Annotated in this window: 7 protein-coding genes; 2 read left to right on the top strand and 5 right to left on the bottom strand. The window is 45.3% G+C overall.

Annotated features, from left to right (window positions below; all coding sequences use genetic code 11):
• The coding region (locus AB4138_RS14000; RefSeq protein WP_372306449.1) for a cadherin-like domain-containing protein at nucleotides 1–10,575 on the top strand (10,575 nt) is incomplete at its 5' end.
• A gap of 75 nt (nucleotides 10,576–10,650) precedes the next feature.
• Here the strand turns inward: AB4138_RS14000 and AB4138_RS14005 are convergent.
• The 5 genes from AB4138_RS14005 to AB4138_RS14025 form a co-directional block, all read right to left on the bottom strand.
• A complete protein-coding gene (locus AB4138_RS14005; RefSeq protein WP_017061488.1) occupies nucleotides 10,651–11,415 on the bottom strand; it encodes a transporter substrate-binding domain-containing protein in 765 nt (254 codons plus the stop codon).
• 275 nt (nucleotides 11,416–11,690) lie between these two features.
• Nucleotides 11,691–13,457 carry a sodium:solute symporter family protein gene (locus AB4138_RS14010; RefSeq protein WP_017072458.1) on the bottom strand — a complete coding sequence of 589 codons (1,767 nt, stop codon included), beginning with the start codon at nucleotides 13,455–13,457 and terminating at the stop codon, nucleotides 11,691–11,693.
• A gap of 850 nt (nucleotides 13,458–14,307) precedes the next feature.
• Nucleotides 14,308–14,934 (bottom strand): bifunctional 4-hydroxy-2-oxoglutarate aldolase/2-dehydro-3-deoxy-phosphogluconate aldolase, encoded by a 627-nt coding sequence (locus AB4138_RS14015; protein WP_017069898.1) that lies wholly within the window; start codon nucleotides 14,932–14,934, stop codon nucleotides 14,308–14,310.
• Nucleotides 14,935–15,007: 73 nt separating this feature from the next.
• Complete coding sequence (locus tag AB4138_RS14020) at nucleotides 15,008–15,940, bottom strand: sugar kinase (protein ID WP_372306454.1); 933 nt, start codon at nucleotides 15,938–15,940, stop codon at nucleotides 15,008–15,010.
• A gap of 34 nt (nucleotides 15,941–15,974) precedes the next feature.
• Nucleotides 15,975–16,310, bottom strand: a complete 336-nt coding sequence (locus tag AB4138_RS14025; RefSeq protein WP_009846518.1) for a cupin domain-containing protein — start codon at nucleotides 16,308–16,310, stop codon at nucleotides 15,975–15,977.
• A 333-nt stretch (nucleotides 16,311–16,643) separates the two neighbouring features.
• Between AB4138_RS14025 and AB4138_RS14030 the strand changes: the two genes are divergently transcribed.
• Nucleotides 16,644–18,842 carry a heparinase II/III family protein gene (locus AB4138_RS14030; RefSeq protein WP_017069899.1) on the top strand — a complete coding sequence of 733 codons (2,199 nt, stop codon included), beginning with the start codon at nucleotides 16,644–16,646 and terminating at the stop codon, nucleotides 18,840–18,842.
• Nucleotides 18,843–18,844: the final 2 nt, after the last annotated feature.

An 18,844-nucleotide genomic window follows, 5' to 3' on the forward strand; every position in this document is an offset into this window, starting at 1 on the left:
GATTCTAACCAATATGTATTACCAATTGAGGTGCTCGATGATGCGCCAACGATCACTGATACGACTGTTGGGAGTACATTTGTCGTTGATGAAGATGATCTTGGGTCTGTGGTGTCTCAAGCAACAGGTGCATTTGTTACCACAGAAGGTGCTGACCTAGTAGAAGTTTACGAACTGCGTAATGTCTCAGCGCTTGAAGCGACATTAACCTCTGGAACTGAAGCGATTTCTATTACAGAAATCACCGGGGCGGCTAACACGACGACCTATCAAGGTACGACGACAAGCGGGACTCCTATCTTCACGCTCGCGCTAGCGAATGATGGCTCTTATACGTTTACGCTGTTAGGTCCTTTAAATCATCCAACAAGTCCGAATTCTAATACCTTAACGATTCCATTCGATGTCGTTGCGGTTGATGGCGACGGAGATGATTCTAATCAGTATGTATTGCCAATCGAGGTGCTCGATGATGTGCCTGTGATGACGGCGCCGACTGGTGACACCGTTGTCGATGAAGACGATCTTACTGGCATTGGTTCGGATCAATCTGAAGACACAATTATCAACGGACTGTTCACGGTCGATGAAGGCGCCGATGGTGTTGTGAAGTATGAGTTGGTCGATGAAGATTTGGTTCTGACTGGCTTAACCTCTGATGGAGAAAGTTTAGAGTGGCAAGCTGTTTCACAAAGCGGCACAACATTTACTTACGTTGCTCAAACAGCAACGAGTAATGAAGCAGTGTTCGAAATTATTTTCGATACCTCAGATAACAGCTATCAATTCGAATTGTTTAAACCACTTAAGCACCTTGATGGCGCGGGTGAAAACGCGATTAACCTTAACTTCTCTGTTGTAGCTGAAGACTTCGACCAAGATAAATCGAATGCGATCGATTTGAAGATCACGGTGACGGATGATGTGCCAACCATCACTGATACGACTATTGCTAGTACGTTTGTCGTTGATGAAGACGATTTAGGCTCTGTTGTCGCTCAGGCGACAGGTGTATTTGTTACGACTGAAGGTGCCGACCAAGTTGAGGTTTACGAACTGCGTAATATCTCAGCTCTTGAAGCGACATTGACCTCTGGAACTGAAGCGATTTCTATTACAGAAATCACAGGGGCGGCTAACACAACGACCTATCAAGGTACGACGACAAGTGGAACGCCAATCTTCACGTTGGGATTAGGTGATGATGGCTCTTATAGCTTTACGTTGTTAGGTCCTCTGAACCATCCAACAAGCCCGAACTCCAATACCTTAACGATTCCATTCGATGTCGTTGCCGTTGATGGTGATGGCGATGATTCTAACCAATATGTATTGCCAATCGAGGTGATCGATGACACGCCAGTAATGACGGCGCCAACGGGTGAAGCGGTTGTCGATGAAGACGATCTTACTGGTATTGGTTCAGATCAATCTGAAGACACCATTATTAATGGACTATTCACGATTGATGAAGGTGCCGATGGCGTTGTGAAGTATGAGTTGGTTAATGAAAATTTAGTGATTGCGGGCTTAACCTCTGATGGAGAAAGCTTAGAGTGGCAAGCTGTGTCGCAAAGCGGCACAACATTTACTTACGTTGCTCAAACAGCAGCGAGTAATGAAGCGGTGTTCGAAATTATTTTCGATACCTCAGATAACAGCTATCAATTCGAATTGTTTAAACCACTTAAGCACCTTGATGGCGCGGGTGAAAACGCGATTAACCTTAACTTCTCTGTTGTAGCTGAAGATTTCGACCAAGATAAATCGAATGCGATCGATCTGAAGATCACGGTGACGGATGATGTGCCAACCATCACTGATATTACTGTTGCGAGTACGTTTGTCGTTGATGAAGGCGATTTAGGCTCTATTGTCGCTCAGGCGGCAGGCTCGTTTGTTACCACGGAAGGTGCAGACCAAGTAGAGGTTTACGAACTACGCAATATCTCAACGCTGGAAGCGACGCTATCGTCGGGCAATGAAGGTATTAAGATCACTGAGATCACAGGTGCCGCTAACACGACTACCTACCAAGGGGCAACGGACCCAGGTGGAACGCCAATTTTTACACTAGTACTGACTGATGACGGTGCTTATACGTTTACCTTGCTTGGCCCTCTCAATCACGCTACGACACCAAATAACCTCGATACATTAACAATACCGTTTGATGTTGTTGCTGTTGATGGTGATGGCGATGATTCTAACCAATATGTATTGCCAATTGAGGTGCTCGATGATGCGCCAACGATCACTGATACGACGGTTGCGAGTACATTTGTCGTTGATGAAGACGATTTAGGTTCTGTTGTCGCTCAGGCGACAGGTGCATTTGTTACGACTGAAGGTGCAGACAAAGTTGAGGTTTACGAACTACGCAATATCTCAACTCTAGAAGCGACGCTATCGTCTGGCAATGAAGGTATTAAGATCACCGAGATCACAGGTGCTGCTAACACGACCACCTACCAAGGTGCAACTGACCCAGGCGGAACGCCAATTTTCACATTAGTGCTGACTGATGACGGTGCTTACACGTTTACCTTGCTTGGACCTCTCAATCACGCCACGACACCGAGCAACCTCGATACACTAACAATACCGTTTGATGTTGTTGCTGTTGATGGTGATGGTGATGATTCTAACCAATATGTATTGCCAATCGAGGTGCTAGACGATGCGCCAGTAATGAGTGCGCCAACCGGTGAAACGGTTGTCGATGAAGACGATCTTACTGGTATTGGTTCCGATCAATCTGAAGACACCATTATTAATGGACTGTTCTCGGTCGATGAAGGTGCCGATGGCGTTGTGAAGTATGAACTGGTTGATGAAGATTTGGTTCTGACGGGCTTAACCTCCGATGGAGAAAGCTTAGAATGGTTACCTGTTTCTGTATCTGGCAGTACGTTTACTTACGTTGCTCAGACAGGCACAGGTCAAGTGCCTGTTTTCGAGATTATTTTTGATACGTCAAACAACAGCTATCAGTTTGAACTGTTTAAACCTCTCAAGCACCCTGATGGTGCCGATGAAAACAACATCGAACTTGATTTTTCAATCATTGCTGAAGATTTTGACCAAGACCAATCAAACGCAATCGATCTGAAAATCACAGTAACCGATGATGTTGCGTTAGTGACAACTCAGTCTATCACTCGTATTGAAGGTCAGAATTACAATGGTTCTAAAGTCGATATGTTTGCCAATGCGACCGATGTGGGGGCTGATGGCGCGGTACTGAGTCGAATTGAAGGTATCTCAAGTAACGGGGCTGATATTGTTTTTCAACGAGGTAACAATACAGGCTTTAGCGATGGCTTGAATGTTCAAAGTGGACGTCGAACTATCCGTGTTTATGAGCAGACCGATGATGGCAATGGTGGTACTCAGGAAAGGCAGCTGGGTACTTTGCGTATCAACTCAAATGGCGAAATAGAATTTAGAGCTACCAATTATCTCGATCATGATGGTGACTCCATCGACTTCTCGATCAATGTGATTGCGACAGACAGTGATTTGGATACGTCATCTACGCCTTTGAACATCACGATTACGGATGAAGAGTCTTCAGCAATCTCGCTCAAGGTGACTACGTTTGAGGATGCGGGTAGAGACTCTACAATCCCTTACGCAACGGGCGATGCTCCAAACTTAGATAATACCCAAGATAATCAAAGTGGGTTGCCTGATGCCCCTGCACAAGTTGCGTTACAGGTTAACCTGAAGGACCAAGATAACAACGAGTCCATCGGCCAACTGACGATCCAGAGTAGCAATCACAGAGGGACGTTCTATTACTTTGATGGCGTGGACTATCACAAACTAGTGGCAGAACCAAACGGTGATATCTTGTTTGGTCCTCCTGAAATGCAGCAGAGCTTTGCTCCAAGTACGAATCAACCATTAGACACCATCGCGACAATCGACAACTTGTTCTTTGTCCCAGACCAGAATTTTGGTTCTGGTGAAAATGGGGTCCGAATCAATTATGAGCTCGAAATTGATAATAATGGTTCACTAGACCATACCGTAAACTCAAACTTTAGAATTGAAATTGAAGCGGTTGCCGACATTGCGACTTGGGATGATGCGAATAGCACTTATCAATATCAAGTGAATGAAGATGAGGACAATGTGACGCTGCAGCTGAACGCAGAGTCTCAAGATAACAGCCGTACTGAAACCATTACTTATGAACTTGAGGCGATTCAGGGTGATGGGAAGTTTGAGCTGTTGGATCAAAATGGCAACCTGTTAACGCCCGTTAATGGTGTTTATGTCATCGCATCTGCAGATATCAATAGCACTGAAGTTAACCCAATCGACAACTTCTCTGGACAAATTGAGTTCAAAGCGACGGCAATTACGGAAGAGACGCTTAACCCATACGATGATTCAGCGAACGGCGGGTTAGACAAAACGACCGCTCGCTCTGTTGAGCAAAACATTATCATTGATGTGACTGCCGATGCGGACCCTGGGTCGTTCAGTGTTAACCGGATTCGTATTAACGAAGACAATATTGATGACCCAGACTACCTAGGTCCTCTGGACAACAAAGATGCCTTCACGCTAGACGAAGTCATCACAATGAACGGTTCAGTGGACACTGATGGTTCAGAAGAGCTATTTGTTCGTATCAGTAATATTACCGAAGGGGCGGTGCTTTATTTCCTTGGAACTACGACCCCAGTTCCTACAATCACTATTAACGGTATTGATTATCAGGAAGTGGCGTATTCCGATCTCGCCAACGTAGAGATTGTTCCGACTAAACACAGCAATGTCGATTTTACTTTTGATGTAACCGGTGTGGTTAAAGACACTGCGAACCTCTCTACTGGTGCACAAGTTGATGAAGAAATCCTAGGAACTAAAACGGTTAACGTTGAGGTTAAAGGGGTTGCAGATATTCCTTATGGCGGTACAAACGGTACGGCTTGGACAGCAATCACCGATGGCACAACACCTGGTGTTCAAACCACGATCCAAGAGAGCCAGAATGGAGACAGCTACGCCGAGCTTGATTTCACCGTGTTGTCGGGAGAGAGAAGACCTGATCCTGCAGCAGTAGATCAAACCCCATTACCTGACGATGGTTCAGAATCCATAACCGTTATCCTCTCGGGTATTCCTGATGGCGTTATTCTGGAAGACGGTGACGGTACCATTATTGACCTTAACTTTGTCGGTTACGAAACCGGTCCGGGTGGTAGCCCCGATCTTTCTAAACCTATCTACGAAGCGAACATCACTGACGCAGGTAAAACCTCAGGAATCCGCATCAGACCTGTCGATTCTTCAACAGAGAACATTCACATTCAGGGTAAAGTGATCGTGACTGAGAATGACGGTCATACGCTTACGTTTGACCAAGAAGTGCGAGTGTTAGTCGAACCTAGAATCGATACCTCAGCGACGTACAGCACAGTCACTAATGGCGATGAAGATACGGCGATCAGTATTGATTGGCACCCAGAGGGTACTGATTATATTGATGATGATGAGCATTTCACTTCTATTGTGATCAGTGCCATTCCGACAGATGTTGAAAGTGTTGTGGTTAATGGCGATGTAACTTGGGTTTACGATGCTTCAGCAGGCACTTTAACCATTACGCCGAAGAGTGGACAGACGGTAGAAGAGTTTACTCAAATTGCACTGAACAATAATTTTATTCAGATCACACCTGAACAAGACTCGAGCACCGACTTTACGCTTAATACGGTTGTCATGATCGAAGAGCGAGATCATGAGTATGTTGATGCGACTGATCCTGGTCAGGGCATCGCTACCGCGACAATCACGGGCTCGATTGATGTTATCGTACGTCCAGTCGTTGAGCCGAAAGACGCTAGCAACAAGCTTATCGTCGATGATGTGCTGGGTACTGGAGCACTAGCAACCGTAGTTGCTGATGCAAACACTGGCGTGCTTAAGTTCACAACCAACAGCGATAATACATCGGTTACGGATGAGTTCGTCATTCGATATCAAGAAACAGATGCTTCGTCCGCTATCGAAGAAGTTGACCAGTTAGTTATTGAATTAACAAACGTGGACGGTTCGGAGCTATCAGATGCTGTACTCAATCAACTGCTCGTTATTGGCGCTGCTTATGAAGGCAATGGGCGCTGGGTTGTAACGAATGAAGACATATTTAGCATCAGTGCATCGAACGGCCTTGTTCTTCCTTCAGGAAACAGCGGGGCAGGAGGGTTCAATGACATCAAGATGGATATCTTTAGCACGGTAATAGACCGAGGTGATGGTGCTGAGGTTGAGTCATCTACGGCCGCTCGTAGGGACGGAGAAGTCACTCTGTCATTCCCTCAAGTGGTGGCTGGGAGTACTAAGGTTGCAGCCGATATTGATATAACACCAGACAGTGTTGTTGATGCGATTGAGGACACCCAGTTAGATCTAGGTACGGCATTGAATGGTTTAATTACTTTCTCGGGCGAAGATGACTCAACTGATCAAGTGACCATCATTATTGATGACAGTGTGACCATTAATCCAGGAGCGGTGAACGAAGTCACCTTCCCAATTAGTTTATCGGGAAGCAGCGACCTAGACTTTGTTAATGGCAAATATGTATTCCAGACTACCGTCGATCAAGGGGTCTCGACCGACCTCTCTGGACTACTGCTTAACTTACCAGCCGACTACTCCGGCGACTTTAGGTTGCCGTTGACGATAGTAACTAAAGACGTATTGTCGGGGGATGAGAAAACTCTAGTGACAGAAGTAGTCATTAAAGTTGCTCCTGATGTTGAAGGTAACCCAGATATTGACGTTACTGTCGTTGGTTCGCTTGACGATTCGTTTAACCCTGTCGATACCGACGGTCAAGCAGGGCAAGATCCAGTCGGCTACGAAGATACCTATATCCAACTTGATTTCAGCTCGACCATTGATGACCAAGTAAGCGGAGTTGAAGGTGGTGACGAAAAATTCACCTCTATCACACTGACGTTAAATGACACGAGTGTTGGGGCTTTCTATACCAGCGCAGGGGTATCGCTTGGCACATCGGTGACCTTTAATGAAGCTGAGATTAATGCAGGCGCGTTGGATAATGTACTATTCCGACCGGCGTTAAATTACCCAACAGATAATGACGTAAATCAGGTGCAAGTGAATGTCAGCGGGACGATTACCGATACTGCTACATACAATGATGCAGCTTCGCCAACTGGCAGCGCGACTGATACCGATACTTTCTCTACCAATGTCAGTTTTGAAGTCGTTCCTGTGGTGGATGACGTGTCTGTCACTGGCCCGGGTAGCGATCCTGATGTTATCGAGATTACGGGTACTGAGGACCAGCTGATTTCTTTGTCGGGCACAGGGCCTGTATCGATTGCACTGACTGACCTTGATGGCTCAGAACAGTTTGTGTCGATTAAGTTTACAGATGTACCTGATGGCTTCCAGATGCGTGCAGATGCTGGTTCGGCATACACGGTGAAGAATAATGGTGGTGGTGAGTGGAGTGTTCAACTACCTCAAGCATCAGGGTTATCGTTCGACTTGAGTGAGATTTCGATTTTACCGCCTAAGGACTTCAGTGGTACGGCTGAATTTGGTGTTGCCGTATTTACTCAAGAATCTTTGTTGGGTGTGCCTACTGCAGCATCAAATCTGCCAAGCTTTAAGCTGCATGTGGTACCTGTGGGTGATGATGTTGATACTAATCCAACAGATTCTGTGACAGGTAACGAAGGTCAAAACATTGATATCGAAATCAATGCGACGATTTTGGATAAAGAGCTATCTGCAACGGGCAACGGCACTTATACCGAGAATGCACCAGAGACACTTCGAGTAGAAGTTGCGGGCGTTCCTCAAGATGCCTCTATCTATTATCCAGACGGCACAACCTTGGCTAGTTATGATCCAGTTACGCAGCTTTGGACACTTGATGTTCCTGCACAGTCGCTCGATAAGATCGTATTCAATTCAGGTGAACACAATAGCGATACGGGTAATGTATTAGGCATTAATGGCCCGCTGCAGATTACCGTTCGCTCTGTGGATACTGACGCTGATAACACCGAATATTTGGGGACGCCAACCAGCTTCGATGTTGATCTGGTGATTGATCCTATTAACGATCAACCGATCTTTGTGAACGTAACGAATATTGAAACATCGGAAGACATTAGTGTTGCTATCGACAACTTTAGTATCTACGACGTTGATGCTAACTTTGATAATCCAGACGCTCCGTATGTTCTTACGTTGCAAGTCGATCAAACACTTCCGGGAGCGCAAGGTGTGTTTGAGTTTGCGAGCTCACCTGACGTGACGTTTGTATTGCAACCTGGTGGCTCATTGGTGATTACCGGTAAAGAAGCCGACATCAATACCGCATTGACCAATGGAGCAGTGACGTTCAAACCCGATCCAGACCAGAATTACCTCAACCAGAGTGGTTTAGTCACGATCAATGCAACGCTCGATGATGGTGGTAATAACGGCTTGATTGACGCGGGTGATCCGAATACGGCTCAAACTAATCAAACTACGTTCACCATTAAGGTGACGGAAGTGAACGATGCGCCTGTCGCGACAGATGTTGATTTAGGTTCGATTGCTGAAGATGGTCAAATAGTGATTGTGGAAGGAGACTTGATTTCAGCAAGCTCTGACCCAGAAAACCACAACTTAACAGTAACTGGTGTAACTCTGACTCAGGGACAAGGCCAACTAACCCGCTTTGAAAATGCAGGTGGCGCCGATGACGCGGCGATTACCGGACCATTCTGGCTATTTGTAGCGGACAACGACTTTAACGGTGACGTTAAATTCAATTACTCAATTACTGATGACGGTACAACTAATGGCGCGGATGACTTCCTAACCGACATTGCTGAAATTAGTCTTGAAGTAACGGAAGTGAATGACGCTCCTGTAGCAACGGACATCGACTTAGGCAACATCCTTGAAGAAGGTCAGTTGATCATCAAAGAGGGCGATTTAATTGCTGCGACGAGCGATCCGGAAAACGACACGATTACCGTGACTAATCTGGCGCTCGATGAAGGCCAAGGTCAACTACAACGCTTCGAGAACGTAGGTGGTGCTGATGATGCTACGATCACTGGCCCATACTGGGTATTTACGGCAGCTGATGAATACAACGGCAACGTTAAGTTTACCTATACCGTAGAGGATGATGGTACAACCAACGGCGCTAATGACTTCCTAACGGATACAGCGGAGATCACCGCGATTGTCGATGGAGTGAACGATACACCGGTCGTTAATGGTGACAGTGTCACTACGGTTATTGACGAGGATGCTGGTCAACTGTTGAGTGGTATCAATGTCAGTGACCCTGATTATGTAGATACATTTTCTGATGATCTGATGACCGTCACGCTGACGGTGGATTACGGTACATTGAATGTATCACTTCCAGCAGTGACGACGGTTGTTGTTAACGGCAACAACACGGGTTCAGTCATCTTAGTGGGGACATTGAGTGACCTGAATGCGTTGATTGATACGCCAACCAGTCCAAATGGTGTTTTCCTTGATGCGAGCCTGTCTCCAACCAATAGCATTGGATTAGAAGTTGTTGCCAAAGACAGCGGCAACCCTTCAGGTATTGCGATAGAGACAGCACCTGTGGTTTACAACATCGCGGTGACGCCAGTGGCGAATGCACCAACCCTGTCTATCGATAGTGCGACTAACTACGTGAGAAACATTACTGCGAGTCAGTCTGTGAGTGCGAGTGGCATTCCTTTAGTTGGGATTATCGCAGCCTTAACGGACATTACAGAAGAGCTAACGCTGCATATCAGTGATGTACCTGCTGGCGCTCAAATCACCAGTGCTGCGGGTTCTGTGACGGATCTTGGCGGTGGTGTTTGGGTAGCAACGGCAGATGCAATTGAAAGCTTGCAAGCGGTTGGGCTTTCTCAAACTCCAGGTAACTACACACTGAAAGTCGAGGCGGTTTCTGAAGAGACTGACAACAACGATACAGCAACCTCTGCATCGATTGACCTTAACTTGAACATTGTGTCTAACGCAGTTGATATTAACTTGGCTTCGGAAACCGATGATGTTCAGTTACTGGCTGGTGCTAATGCGACTGACTTAACGGGTGGTTCAGGGAATGATCGACTTGAAGGTGGCGCAGGTGACGATACGCTTGTTGGCGGTGACGGTAACGACACCCTGATTGGCGGCGGAGGCTCAGACATTCTGACTGGTGGTGATGGTATGGACTCGTTCGTATGGCTTAACATCGAAGATGGTGTTGAAGATACGATTACCGACTTTGATTTGTCGGAAGGGGACAGCATTGACTTGAGAGAAGTGTTGCCGGAGCTTAAAAATACATCTCCAGACATGACCGCGTTGCTACAACAAATAGACGCGAAAGTGGACGGGGATGATATTGAGCTTACGATCAACCCGGATGGCTTAGGTACTACGGAACAGGTGATTGTGGTTGAAGACCTTGCGCCACAGCTAACCTTAAGTAGCACCATGCCTTCGGACATTCTGGATGCATTGGTACAGCAGAATGTGATAACTCACGGTTAAAGCGAACCATTGAACCATAACGAAAGAGGCCAGCATTGCTGGCCTCTTTTTTGTTACGGTATAAATTGAAAAGAGTTACTTAAGGGAGTTGTGGATCAGGAACTCTTCTTCAACACCTTTCAATTTCATCTCATCCATAATGAAGTTCACCGTGTTCAACAAACGTTGTTCACCTTTAGGAATCAGGTAGCCGAACTGACTGTTGGTGAACGGGGTTTCGCAGCGGGCCGCTTCAAGACGTTCGTCAGTTACCTGATAGAACAGACCTTCAGGGGTTTCTGTCACCATCACATCAACTTTGCCTTCCGCTACTGCTTTTGGTACGTCGAGGTTGTTCTCGTAGCGTGTGAAGCTTGCGTTCTGCAAGTTCGCGTCGGCAAAGATCTCGTTAGTGCCGCCAATGTTCACGCCCACACGAACAGAAGAGTGGTTCACTTTCTCAATGCTGTCGTACTGTTCTGCGGTGCCTTTCGCAACCAAGAAACACTTACCAAAGGTCATGTAGCCTTGAGTTTGTTCCGCGTTTAACTGACGCTGCATTTTACGCGTAATGCCGCCCATCGCGATGTCGTACTTATCGTCGTCTAGGTCGGTCAGTAGATCTTTCCATGTGGTACGAACAATCTTCAATTCAACGCCTAATTGTTCCGCGATGTGCTGTGCAACATCGATATCGTAGCCAGAGTAGCTTTTACCATCGAAGTAAGAGAAAGGCTTGTAGTCGCCAGTAGTGCCCACACGCAAAGTGCCTGATTTTTGAATGTCTTCTAGCTGGTCAGCTTGTGCGACACCAGAAAGTGCCAGAGCAATGGAGGCAAGTAATAGTGATGTTTTTTTCATTGTAATTGTCTGTTGTGTTTGTGTTGTCATTCAAAGTAACAGAAACAATCAGAGAAAGAGATCAAACCATTGGAAAGGTTGGAAAAGAAGATAAAACGAGGGCAGGAGATAGGTATTTCTACGCTTTATGCGCATTAATCGAGATGCGTTTCATATTCTATTTTGATAAACCGAAGACAAACAAAAAGCCCATCTTATCGAATAACATGGGCTTCATTTTGGTTTAACTTGTTAGCTGTTTAGCTGTTTAGCTGTTTAGCTGTTTAGCTGTTTAGCTATTTGGCAACTGACTCGTTGTTCATCTTAGCCGGAGCTTTAGATGCGTTAACCAGTAGGATACCAACGGTTAGTACCATCGAACCACATAGTAGGAACAATAAGCGTCCTGTTGGTTCGTTTGGAATCAGAGCCATTGCTAGGATACCGAAACCGGCTGTGCTGATAAGCTTACCAAGCATTGAACGCTGTTTAGTATCTAGGTTTTGTTGCTCTTCGCCTTCCGCTACAAGCGGCGTGTTCCAGTTAGTAAATAGTTGGTCAACTTCTTTCTCACGCTCTGGCGATAGGCCTTTGTAGAAGCGAGAAGTCATGATGAAGTAACCACCTGTGAACACTACGTGAGCAGCTAAGCTAAGACCTACTTTCAAGTCGCTCCATTCACGGCCTGTAAGGGCTGTTTCTAGACCAAATAGGTTCTCGATGTCTTCTGCTTGCAGAGAGATACCGAAGATGTAAGAAACAAAACCACCAACCACTAGAGTAGACCAACCAGCCCAGTCAGGTGTCTTACGAATCCACATACCTAGTAGTACTGGGATTAGCATTGGGAAGCCAATCAACGCACCTACGTTCATTACGATATCGAACAAGCTTAAGTGACGCAGAGAGTTAATGAATAGACCAATCGCGATGATGAAAATACCCATCATGATAGTCGTTAGCTTACTTACAATAACCAGCTCTTTCTGAGTCGCATTTTTACGAAGAATTGGGCTGTAGAAGTTCATTACAAAGATACCAGCGTTACGGTTCAAACCTGAATCCATAGAAGACATCGTTGCAGCGAACATTGCTGACATAAGAAGACCAACCATACCTGCTGGCATTACGTTTTGTACGAATGCTAGGTAAGCAGCATCACCGGCTTTGTCGCCCATTGATGTGTATTGCTCAGCGAACTCAGGCATGAATGCACTTACGTACCAAGGTGGTAGGAACCAAATTAGTGGACCAACAACCATAAGGATACATGCTAGGCCTGCCGCTTTACGTGCGTTTTCACTGTCTTTTGCACATAGGTAACGGTAAGCGTTGATGCTGTTGTTCATTACACCGAACTGCTTCACGAAGATGAATACAATCCAAAGGATGAAGATGCTCATGTAGTTTAGGTTGTTACCTAACATGAAGTCGCCATCGAAGTTAGCAACGATGTTAGTTAAGCCGCCACCGTGGAAGTAAGCTGCTACCGCACAAGTGATTGTCACGGCCATGATTACAAGCATTTGCATGAAGTCAGAAGCAACAACCGCCCAAGAGCCGCCGGTTACAGCCATCAATACTAGAACCATACCCGTTACCACAATGGTCGCTTCCATTGGGATGTTGAATACCGCTGCTACAAAGATAGCTAGACCGTTTAGCCAGATACCTGCAGAGATAAGGCTGTCAGGCATACCTGCCCATGTGAAGAACTGTTCAGACGTTTTACCAAAGCGCTGACGAATAGCTTCGATCGCCGTTACCACACGAAGTTGGCGGAACTTTGGAGCGAAGTACATATAGTTCATGAAGTAGCCAAAAGCATTGGCTAAGAATAGGATTACAATAACGAAACCGTCATTGAATGCGCGTCCTGCGGCACCTGTAAACGTCCATGCTGAAAATTGTGTCATGAAGGCAGTTGCACCAACCATCCACCACAACATTTTGCCGCCCCCTCTGAAGTAATCACTTGTAGAGGTGGTGAACTTACGGAACATCCAACCAATCGCGATTAAAAAGAAGAAGTAGGCGAGAACAACAAAAGTATCAATAGTCATCTTTTCAGCCTTTTAAATATCATAATTAACTGGGCTTAGATTAACGCGTCCCAAGGTTTATTTGTACTACAATATGTCTTTAGTATGATCTAGGTCGCATTGATTTTTCGGCCTCTAACACGTGGTTATATAAGTATTTGTTTTAATTGAATTTAAATGTGAGTGTATTTTGTTTGAGATCTAAAATAAATTGAGGGTTAAATGTTTATATGTATTACAATATAAACAAAAGCGCTTACTTTGCCGTATCTATAAGATTTTAATTATAACCGTAACAAATGTGCTACAAATTGGTGTGTTGTGCGACGACATTCACGTTAATTTGGAACCCTATACTGAAAATTTTTGTATTGAGATTTCAAGTGTAGCTCATTGTTTTCACTTCGCTATTTTCTGTTTATCTGCGGCCATGAAGCCTTTCTATGCTATTTATTCATCATAGAGGTGCGTATTTGGAATTTTTGTCACTGAGTGGGCGTTAAACTGGACGACGGGACACATTTTGCGGCTCACTTTGTCTATTGTGGTCTTCAATGCATGCCATGAGAGATGCTTGATGACGTATCGAAAAGGACCATTGCTGGGTAAGGGGCTGGATAAGAAACTGGATAGGCGATAGGGGGCACCAGTAACGCTTCGCTAGATGCATACTGACGTAGATTGAAAGCCTTACATTACTCGTTCTTGCCTGTCTTAGTCACGGATCTTTACGAGCCCATAGGGAGAAAGGCGATAGGGTATAGGGGAAACAGAACGTTGATTGAGCGTGTTTACGGTTAGTCAGCGCAATAAACGCCAGATAACAAAAAGCCCCACCGAGGTGAGGCTTCATCACTCAATCTAAAATAGATTAAGCATTAACGTGATCAACTGCGTCACGAACCAGCTTGCCTAGTTCGTCCCACTTACCTTCGTCGATAAGGTTAGTTGGAACCATCCAAGTACCGCCACATGCAAGTACAGAAGGGATCGATAGGTATTCATCAACATTCTTCAAGCTTACGCCACCAGTAGGCATAAATTTAACAGGGTAAACCGCTGTTAGTGCTTTAAGCATACCAGTGCCGCCAGAAGGCTCAGCAGGGAAGAACTTCAACGTGCGAAGGCCCATTTCCATTGCTTGCTCAACTAGGCTTGGGTTGTTAACACCCGGTACGATTGCAACACCCTTATCGATACAGTATTGAACAGTGCGCGGGTTGAAACCTGGGCTTACGATGAAATCAACGCCAGCTTCGATAGATGCGTCAACTTGCTCGTTAGTCAGTACAGTACCTGAACCAATTAGCATGTCTGGGAATTCTTTACGCATGATGCGAATCGCTTCGATTGCACATTCTGTACGTAGCGTGATTTCTGCACATGGCATGCCGTTTTCAACAAGTGCTTTACCTAGAGGGATAGCGTCTTCAGCACGGTTGATAGCGATTACAGGAATTACTTTTAGGTTTGCTAGTTGTTCATTTAATGTCGTCATGAATTCTTTCTCACGTTAAATGTGGGCTTGCTTTCAACTAAGCAAACCCTTGATTAATAGTTAAAGTGCGTAATTATAGAGACAGATCAGGCGTCGCTTCTAGAGGAATGATAGCACCTGGATGCTGAATCACAGTCCCTGCCACAATGTGACCTGCTAACGCTGCATCACGTGCATTGCCACCGCTTAAGCGCTTAGCTAGGAAGCCCGCGCTGAACGAATCGCCAGCCGCTGTTGTATCAACAATGTTGTCTACTGGATTTGGAGCAACGTACTGTGCGCTTTGGCTCTCAACTACTAGGCAGTCTTTAGCACCACGTTTAATGATGATCTCTTTCACACCAGATTCAGACGTACGTGCAATACACTGTTCAATGCTTTCGTCGCCGTACAACTCTTGCTCGTCATCGAACGTCAGTAGAGCCGTGTCTGTGTACTTAAGCATCTTCAAGTACCAAGAAATCGCTTCTTGTTGGCTTTCCCAAAGTTTTGGACGGAAGTTATTATCGAAGAATACTTGGCCGCCTTGAGCTTTAAATTTGTCTAAGAAGTTGAATAGCTGCGTGCGTCCATTCTCTGTCAAGATAGCAAGCGTAATACCACTTAGGTAAACCGCATCAAAAGAGAATAACTTGTCAAGTAGAGCAGGTGTGTCTTCCTGGTCAAACATGAATTTTGCTGCAGCATCATTACGCCAGTAGTGGAAACTGCGTTCACCAGTTTCATCGGTCTCGATGTAGTAAAGCCCTGGTTGTTTGTGATCAAGCTGAGCAATTAAGCTAGTGTCGATACCTTCCGCTTGCCACTTTTCTAACATGTCGGTACTGAATGGGTCAGTGCCTAGTGCTGTTACGTAGCTCGTGTTGATATCTTGCTCTTTTGTTAAGCGAGACAAGTAAAGTGCAGTATTTAGTGTATCGCCACCGAAACTTTGCTTAAGCCCGCCTTGTTTCTTTTGTAGCTCAACCATGCACTCGCCAATGACCGCGATGTTTAATGATTTCATATGCTTACCTTAGCAACTGAGGTTGCGCTAGTTATTATTTTAGGAAATCTTCACGCGCAGGGTTGAAGATATCAAGAAGGATGCTGTCTTGCTCTAGTGCAACTGCACCGTGCATCATGTGTTTACGAGCGAAGTAAGCATCGCCTTCTTTAAGGACTTTCTTTTCGCCTTCAATCTCAGCTTCGAAGCTACCACGAACTACGTAACCGATTTGGTCATGGATTTCGTGAGTATGAGGGTGGCCAATCGCGCCCTTATCAAAACATAGGTGTACTGCCATTAGATCGTCAGTGTAAGCAACGATTTTACGCTTAATGCCGCCACCAAGTTCTTCCCATGGGTTTTCATCTAGGATAAAGAAAGAGTTCATTGTGTATCTCCTAATCTGTTTAAATCTTTTAAGTGTTACTTAACTTGCATCCATCATAAGGGAATGAGCCTAATTGTAATACAATATATCTAAATTTGTGTGATATTGATCAAGCGATACTTTATATAGCGTAAATAAATCAACAACTTAATAAATGGCTAATATTTACCATTAGCCAGCTACATCAATGACTTATGGCTAATTATGTGACTCTACTCATCATTTAGCGACGAATAGGTATAATTAAAGCTCATATTGTATTACTTTATATGGAGTTTGAAAATTTAATCAAAGTTTAAGCAGATAAACTCTTTATTGAGGGTGACAAAGAATATGACGACTAAACCAGTATTGTTGACTGAAGCAGAAATCGAGCAGCTTCATCTTGAAGTGGGCCGTTCTAGCTTAATGGGCAAAACCATTGCAGCGAACGCGAAAGATCTAGAAGCATTCATGCGTTTACCTATTGATGTCCCAGGTCATGGTGAAGCTGGGGGTTACGAACATAACCGCCATAAGCAAAATTACACGTACATGAATCTAGCTGGTCGCATGTTCTTGATCACTAAAGAGCAAAAATACGCTGACTTTGTTACTGAATTACTAGAAGAGTACGCAGACAAATATCTAACGTTTGATTACCACGTACAGAAAAACACCAACCCTACAGGTCGTTTGTTCCACCAAATCCTGAACGAACACTGTTGGTTAATGTTCTCAAGCTTAGCTTACTCTTGTGTTGCTTCAACACTGACACAAGAGCAGCGTGACAACATTGAGTCTCGCATTTTTGAACCCATGCTAGAAATGTTCACCGTTAAATACGCACACGACTTCGACCGTATTCACAACCACGGTATTTGGGCTGTAGCCGCTGTCGGTATTTGTGGTCTTGCTCTTGGCAAGCGTGAGTACCTTGAAATGTCGGTGTACGGCATTGACCGTAACGACACTGGCGGCTTCCTAGCGCAAGTTTCTCAGCTGTTTGCACCGTCTGGCTACTACATGGAAGGTCCTTACTACCACCGTTATGCGATTCGTCCAACGTGTGTGTTCGCTGAAGTGATTCACCGTCATATGCCTGAAGTGGATATCTACAACTACAAAGGCGGCGTGATTGGTAACACAGTACAAGCGATGCTGGCGACGGCTTACCCGAACGGTGAGTTCCCGGCTCTGAATGATGCTTCTCGTACTATGGGTATTACAGACATGGGTGTTCAGGTTGCAGTAAGTGTTTACAGCAAGCATTACTCTTCTGAAAACGGCGTAGACCAAAACATTCTTGGTATGGCGAAGATTCAAGACGCAGTTTGGATGCATCCATGTGGTCTTGAGCTATCTAAAGCCTACGAAGCAGCGTCTGCTGAGAAAGAAATCGGCATGCCTTTCTGGCCAAGTGTTGAATTGAACGAAGGCCCTCAAGGTCACAACGGCGCGCAAGGCTTTATCCGTATGCAGGATAAGAAAGGCGACGTTTCTCAACTTGTTATGAACTACGGCCAACACGGTATGGGTCACGGTAACTTTGATACGCTGGGTATTTCTTTCTTCAACCGTGGTCAAGAAGTACTGCGTGAATACGGTTTCTGTCGTTGGGTGAACGTTGAGCCTAAATTCGGCGGCCGTTACCTAGACGAAAACAAATCTTACGCTCGTCAAACAATTGCACATAACGCAGTAACGATTGATGAAAAATGTCAGAACAACTTTGACGTTGAACGTGCAGATGCAGTACACGGCTTGCCACACTTCTTCAAAGTAGAAGACGAGCAAATCAATGGCATGAGCGCATTTGCTAACGATCATTACGAAGGTTTTGACATGCAACGCAGCGTGTTCATGCTAAACCTTGAAGAATTAGAATCTCCGCTACTATTAGATCTTTACCGTTTAGATTCTGAGAAAGGCGGTGAAGGTGAGCATCAGTACGACTACTCACACCAATATCAAGGTCAGATTGTTCGCACTAGCTTTGAATACCAAGCAAACAAAGAGCTGAACACGCTAGGTGAAGACTTCGGTTACCAACACCTATGGAACGTGGCAAGCGGTGAAGTGAAGGGCACAGCACTGGTAAGCTGGCTACAGAACAACACCTACTACACGTGGCTAGGTGCAACGTCTAACGACAATGCTGAAGTTATCTTTACTCGCACTGGCGCTAACGACCCAAGCTTCAACTTACGTTCTGAGCCTGCGTTCATTCTACGCAGCAAAGGTGAAACAACACTGTTTGCTTCTGTTGTTGAAACGCACGGTTACTTCAACGAAGAATTCGAGCAATCAGTTAATGCACGTGGTGTTGTGAAAGACATCAAAGTAGTGGCTCACACCAATATCGGTTCGGTAGTTGAGATCACCACAGAGAAATCAAACGTGACAGTGATGATCAGCAACCAACTTGGTGCGACTGACAGCACTGAACACAAAGTAGAGCTGAACGGCAAAGTATACAGCTGGACAGGCTTCTACTCAGTAGAAACAACTTTAAACCCAGAATTAGCAAGCAGAGCAGAGCAGGGGAAATAATA

This window comes from Vibrio sp. 10N.286.52.C3, assembly GCF_041468865.1.
GTDB classification, from domain to species: Bacteria; Pseudomonadota; Gammaproteobacteria; order Enterobacterales; family Vibrionaceae; genus Vibrio; species Vibrio crassostreae_C.

Excerpts from the sequence above, each read along its gene's own strand:
- AB4138_RS14010 (WP_017072458.1), bottom strand. The coding sequence starts at position 13,457 with ATGACTATTGATACTTTTGTTGTTCTCGCCTACTTCTTCTTTTTAATC.
- AB4138_RS14020 (WP_372306454.1), bottom strand. The coding sequence starts at position 15,940 with ATGAAATCATTAAACATCGCGGTCATTGGCGAGTGCATGGTTGAGCTA.
- AB4138_RS14030 (WP_017069899.1), top strand. The coding sequence starts at position 16,644 with ATGACGACTAAACCAGTATTGTTGACTGAAGCAGAAATCGAGCAGCTT.
- AB4138_RS14025 (WP_009846518.1), bottom strand. The coding sequence starts at position 16,310 with ATGAACTCTTTCTTTATCCTAGATGAAAACCCATGGGAAGAACTTGGT.
- AB4138_RS14005 (WP_017061488.1), bottom strand. The coding sequence starts at position 11,415 with ATGAAAAAAACATCACTATTACTTGCCTCCATTGCTCTGGCACTTTCT.
- AB4138_RS14015 (WP_017069898.1), bottom strand. The coding sequence starts at position 14,934 with ATGACGACATTAAATGAACAACTAGCAAACCTAAAAGTAATTCCTGTA.